We start from the raw sequence: 5,507 nt of genomic DNA, 5'->3' as shown, positions 1-5,507 counted from the left end.
GCGCGGCAGTTGCTGGTGTGGCTGCTCTCGCTCTTTGGTGGACTGGCATTGCTGCTGGCCGCCATCGGAATCTACGGCCTGCTTAGCTTCACCACCTCACAGCGCTCGGCCGAGATTGGCATTCGCATGGCCATGGGCGCCCAGCGCTGGCAGATCGCCCGCCTGATCATAAAGGACATGCTGACCATGGTCGGGGCCGGGCTGGGCGTCGGCATCGTCGTCGTCATCCTGATGCAGCGACTGCTGGCCCACGCCTTTGCCGGAGTAGGCGGAGGAGTCGTACCCTCGCTGGCCATCGCGGCAGTCGGCTTATTGGCAGCCGCATCGCTGGCCGTGGCTCTGCCTGCCCGCAAATCCGCCAGCGTTGACCCGGCGGTAGTGCTGCGCGCCGAGTGATGAGCACGCAACGATTTTTACGTCGTCATTCTGAGCAAAGCGAAGAACCCCCGCCGTTGCCGTTGCAGTTGCAGCTAGGTACAGCGAGGCTTCAGCCTCGCGTCTAAAGACCCGCCGCGAAGCGGCCTCCGCTCTGCCGAAGGCCGGAGTGTAGCCCGCGAGGGCGAAACGACTAATCTATTGCCGTTGTTTTTTCTCCCCCAAACCACCAGATCTACAGCAAAATAACGTGTCAAGCCCCAATCCGGCTTAAGTCGAAGAAAATAATAGAGATATAGTTTGCAGGTTAGTTTCGCTCGATTTGCTATTCTTGAAACAGCAGAGAAACAAGTTAGGCCCGGCGGAGAGCGCCGGGCCTAACTTGTTTAGATAGAGGACTTTGAATGTAAGTCTTTTTAAATCAATACTTTGAAAATTAAAGTCTCTGGAATCAAGACTTTGGAGCAGAAGTACCCCGGGGGGGTGCCTACCCCATGTGCATGCCGCCGTTCACATCCAGTGTGTGACCGGTGATGTAGGCAGCCTGCTCCGATGCCAGAAACGCGACCGCGTAACCGACTTCAACATCGGTCCCAACCCGGCCCAGAGGAATGTACTGGGCATTGGCTGCCTTCTGCTCCTCGGTCAGTACCGAAGTCATGGCCGTCTCGATAAATCCCGGCGCGACGGCGTTCACGGTAATCGTCCGGCTGGCCAGCTCCCGCGCCAGCGACTTGGTCAGCCCGATCAGCCCGGCCTTCGACGCGGCATAGTTCGCCTGTCCGGCCTGGCCCATCTCGCCGACCACCGAGGCGACGTTGATGATTCGGCCCCAGCGGCCCTTCACCATCGACGGCATCACCGCCTGCGTCATTAAAAATGCGCCGGTCAGGTTCGTGGTCAGCACATCGTCCCAGTCCTTGCGCTTCATTCGCATGGAGAGCATGTCGCGCGTGATTCCGGCGTTGTTCACCAGAATATGGATCGCGCCAAACTGTGCGACCACTGTCTTCGCGCACTCCTTGATCGACTCTTCGCTCGCGACGTCCAGCGCAAAGGCGTGAGCAGTTCCACCAGCGGCGGCAATCTCAGCGGCGACCTCGGCCAGCTTTTCGACGTTTCGTGCGGCGAGGGCGACCGTCGCTCCGGCCTTTGCCAGCTCCAGCGCACAAGCGCGTCCAATTCCTTGTGATGCTCCTGTAACCAATGCGATACGACCGGCGAGTGTGCTCATGAACCTCCGAAAGATACTGCACTCGCATTATACGAATTCCCATGCAGATCCCAGCACAACATCCTCACCCGCGCATGACGTATCCTGAGTTCCACCATGTCAGAGAACGCGACCAAGCCGACCGAAACCGACGTCTATGCCATTCACGGAGCAGACCCTGAAGTCCTCGCCTATGCGATGGCGAAATATTCGCGCTCCTCGCTGACCATGCGCGAGTCGTTGGCCGAGATCAGCTCGCAGCGCGCCGAGCAGTTTCTCAACACGTTCTACTTTCAATATGGCCATCGCTCCATCGCCGACCTCGCGCACATTCCCTTCGCTATCGAGCGGCTCTCCCTGCTCGCCGCCATCGCGCTGGTCGACGAGCAGCGCTGGGACGGACAAGAACGTTCGACGCGCTACCAGAACTTCCGCCGCTCCGGCTGGTTCACGCCCGACCTCGGCGCAGAGACGCCGAAGTTCACCGCTGCCGTCGAAGCCCTCTTCGTCGCCTACGACCACATCGGCGCGGGAATGCTCGAAGCCCTCAAGTCTGTCGTCGTTCGTCCCGAGGAGATGAAGCCCGAGGCTTACGAGCGCACGCTCAAGGCCCGCGCCTTCGACGTTGCTCGTTACCTGCTGCCGCTTGCGACCAACACCTCGCTGGGCCAGATCGTCAATGCCCGCACGCTTGAGACGCAGGTCTCGCGCCTGCTCACCAGCGAGCACGCCGAGATCCGCCAGATCGCCGAGAAGCTGCGCCTCGCCGCCACCGAGCCCGCGTGGAACGTCCAGCACAGCGCTGCGAAGGTGCTCTGCGAAGAGATCGGCTCAGTCGACGCCACCTGCGGCGACCGCCTCACCGAAGCTCTCTTGCGTCCAGTAAAGACCGCGCCCACGCTGGTCAAATACGCCGCGGCGAACCAGTACCAAGCCGCCAGCCGCACCGAACTCACTGCTGCCGCCGCCGAGCTGATGGCGAACCAGTCTATCGATTCGGCGCCGGTCGTCGACCTGCTGGACGATGCCGAACCGCTCGAGGTCGAGCTGGCCACCTCGCTGCTCTATCCGCACTGCCACTACTCTTACCGCCAGCTTCGCAGCCACGTCGCCGCACTGCCCGAAGCCCGCCGCGCCGAGTTGCTGGCGCTCGGCATGAAACACCGCGGCGCTCACGACGAGCTGTTGCGCGCCTTCCACTCCGGCCACAGCTTCCGCTTCGATATTTTGATGGACATTGGCGGCTTCCGCGACATGCACCGTCACCGTCGTTGCGTCCAACTTCTGCAGGCCTTCACCGACGCCCATGGCTACGAGGAGCCGACTTGTCCCGGTCAGCCGACGCTCGCAGAAGCGGGCCTGGAAGCTGACTACAAGGTCGCCATGGACGCTTCCTTCGCCGCCTACCGCCAGCTCCGCGACTCCGGCGTTGCCGAGGCGGCGCAATCGGCTCAATACGTTCTGCCGCTCGGTACTCGTTGCCGCTCGATGTTCAAGATGGACTTCGCCGAGGTCGTCTACATTGCGGAGCTGCGCTCGGGCGTGGCGGGCCACTTCAGCTACCGCCGCATCGCGTGGGAGATGTACAAGGCTGTGGAAAAGCGGCATCCAGCGCTCGCCGGACACTTCAGGATCGAAGATGTAAACGAGCCGGTTGACTTGCTCAAACGATAGAAGAGGTTATTTGAAAGAAGGCGTCCGAAGGATGAAGAGACGATCGCAGGCAGGTTGGATGGCATGAGAAGGCCCTTGCTGCTCGCGCTTGCGCTGTCCATCGTCGTGCCGAGTTCCCTGGGGCAGAGCGGATCGTCGGCACCTGCTGTGAATGCAGCCGGGAGGCTTCCCGTATACGATGTGGTCGCCATCAAGCCGAATAAATCCGGCAGTGGCTCGTTAGATGTCGAAGAGCATATCGACATCTACAACGCTAAGAACATCACGGTGAAGAGCCTTCTTGAAGAGGCCTACGGTGTCAGGGAAGACCTGATCTCCGGTGTGCCGGGACCGATAGGTTCCGCGCATTTCGATGTGATGGCGAAGATCGTCGATCCCGACGCTTCCGCGATCAGGAAGCTGACCGGACGGCAACGGGGATCGATGCTGCTGCCCATTCTCATCGAGCGCTTTCAGTTGAAAGCCCACACTGAGACCAGAATTTTGCCCGTCTTCGAGCTGGTCGTCATCTCGAATGGGCCGAAGTTCAAGCACTCGGCAGATCAAAAGGGCCAGGATACAGGCACCAGCATTCAAGGCAGCGATCGTGGTGTTCAGCTTACCGCGCATGGCATCAACATGACGTCCTTGGCGAGTTCACTGGAAGGCCAGGTGCATCGTCCGGTGATCGACAAAACCGGGCTTGCGGGTAACTACGATGTTGCGATGAAGTGGTCCTCCGATACGGTTCCCAGTTCTGAGGCCAACGCCGGGCCGTCGATCTTCACGGCCTTGCAGGAGCAGCTCGGGCTGAAGCTCAAGGCGGCGAAAGGTCCGGTCGAGACCCTGGTCGTCGATCACGTCGAGATGCCCTCTGAAAACTAGCGCCGGGACGACTTTGCGGGAAGCGGCGGGATGACCGGCGTTCGCCTTTTATTTGCTTTTTATAATTTAGATGCTAGAATCCGCTTTGAACTTTACCCGAGGAGAAACATACGTGGCAGATGATCGCAGCAAGGCAATAGAGTTGGCCCTCGCAGGGCTGGAGAAGCAGTTTGGCAAGGGTTCGATCATGCGGCTGGGATCGAAGGACGTTGTGCCGATCTCGGTCATCTCTACCGGGTCGATCTCCTTTGACGCTGCGTTGGGTGTAGGTGGTGTACCGCGCGGGCGCGTCATCGAGATCTTTGGGCCGGAGTCTTCGGGTAAGACGACGATTACGCTGCAGATTATTGCAGAGGCGCAGAAGGCGGGTGGGCTCGCCGCCTTTGTCGACGCTGAGCACGCGCTCGACCCTGCGTATGCCGGTAAGCTCGGCGTGGACATCGACAACCTGCTGGTCAGTCAGCCGGACTATGGGGAACAGGCGCTTGAGATTGTGGAGGCGCTGGTGCGCTCCAACGCGATCGACGTGCTGGTGGTAGACTCGGTGGCGGCGCTTGTGCCCAAGGCCGAGCTCGACGGCGAGATGGGCGATTCGCACATGGGTCTACAGGCGCGGTTGATGAGCCAGGCGCTCAGAAAGCTGACCGGGACGGTATCCAAATCGCGGACCTGCCTGATCTTCATCAACCAGATTCGCGAGAAGATCGGCGTCATGTTCGGCAATCCCGAGACGACGACCGGCGGCAAGGCGCTGAAGTTTTACTCCTCCGTGCGCATCGACATTCGCCGCATTGGCGCTGTGAAGGATGGCGACAGCGTGGTTGGCTCGCGGACCAAGGTCAAGATCGTCAAGAACAAGGTGGCCGCACCCTTCCGCGACGCCGAGTTCGACATTCTTTATGGCGAAGGCATCTCACGCGAAGGCGATGTGCTCGACCTTGCTGTGCTGCACAATATCGTGGACAAGAGCGGTGCGTGGTACAGCTACCAGGGCGAGCGCATCGGTCAGGGTCGGGAGAATGTCCGCAACTTCCTCAAGGAAAACAAGGACGTTTTTGGCCGCGTGGATGTGGAATTGCGGAAAAAGCTGGGAATCTCCGGTGCCAGCTCCGACGTTGAGGTTCCTGCGGCTCCGGCTAATGGCGAGGCCCAGGCGAAGGACATCGTTCGCAGCAAGAAGTAGATTGTCAGAAGTTACGAAGCACCGGCAATTTCAACTGCCGGTGCTTCTTTATTTAAGTGAGCTTGCTGTGAAATTGCGACCACGGCTGCGGCTACCGGTTGGCTTCAGGGACTGCGGCAACGTATGCTTTGGAGGTGATGCACACCGTAAAGGCGATATACCCTGGAACATTCGATCCGCTCACGAATGGACACCTTG

General features: G+C 60.1%; 5 protein-coding genes. 4 read left to right on the top strand and 1 reads right to left on the bottom strand.

Annotated features, from left to right (window positions below; translation table 11 throughout):
* The coding region (locus VMU57_RS04520) for an FtsX-like permease family protein (protein ID WP_325381233.1) at nt 1-396 on the top strand (396 nt) is incomplete at its 5' end.
* Between the two features lie 466 nt (nt 397-862).
* Here the strand turns inward: VMU57_RS04520 and fabG are convergent.
* Nucleotides 863-1,609 carry a 3-oxoacyl-[acyl-carrier-protein] reductase gene (gene fabG, locus VMU57_RS04515; protein ID WP_325381231.1) on the bottom strand — a complete coding sequence of 249 codons (747 nt, stop codon included), beginning with the start codon at nt 1,607-1,609 and terminating at the stop codon, nt 863-865.
* 96 nt (nt 1,610-1,705) lie between these two features.
* On the opposite strand from fabG, the gene VMU57_RS04510 reads away from it, so the two are divergent.
* The 3 genes from VMU57_RS04510 (at nt 1,706) to recA (ending at nt 5,309) form a co-directional block, all read left to right on the top strand.
* Nucleotides 1,706-3,262 (top strand): FAD-dependent thymidylate synthase, encoded by a 1,557-nt coding sequence (locus tag VMU57_RS04510; protein WP_325381229.1) that lies wholly within the window; start codon nt 1,706-1,708, stop codon nt 3,260-3,262.
* 75 nt (nt 3,263-3,337) lie between these two features.
* Nucleotides 3,338-4,126, top strand: a complete 789-nt coding sequence (locus VMU57_RS04505; RefSeq protein WP_325381227.1) for a TIGR03435 family protein — start codon at nt 3,338-3,340, stop codon at nt 4,124-4,126.
* A gap of 112 nt (nt 4,127-4,238) precedes the next feature.
* Nucleotides 4,239-5,309 (top strand): recombinase RecA, encoded by a 1,071-nt coding sequence (recA, locus tag VMU57_RS04500; RefSeq protein WP_325381225.1) that lies wholly within the window; start codon nt 4,239-4,241, stop codon nt 5,307-5,309.
* The last annotated feature ends 198 nt before the right edge of the window (nt 5,310-5,507 follow it).

It is taken from the genome of Edaphobacter sp. (genome assembly GCF_035532915.1).
Lineage (GTDB): Bacteria > Acidobacteriota > Terriglobia > Terriglobales > Acidobacteriaceae > Edaphobacter.
This window is presented reverse-complemented; position numbering and strand designations above follow the sequence as displayed.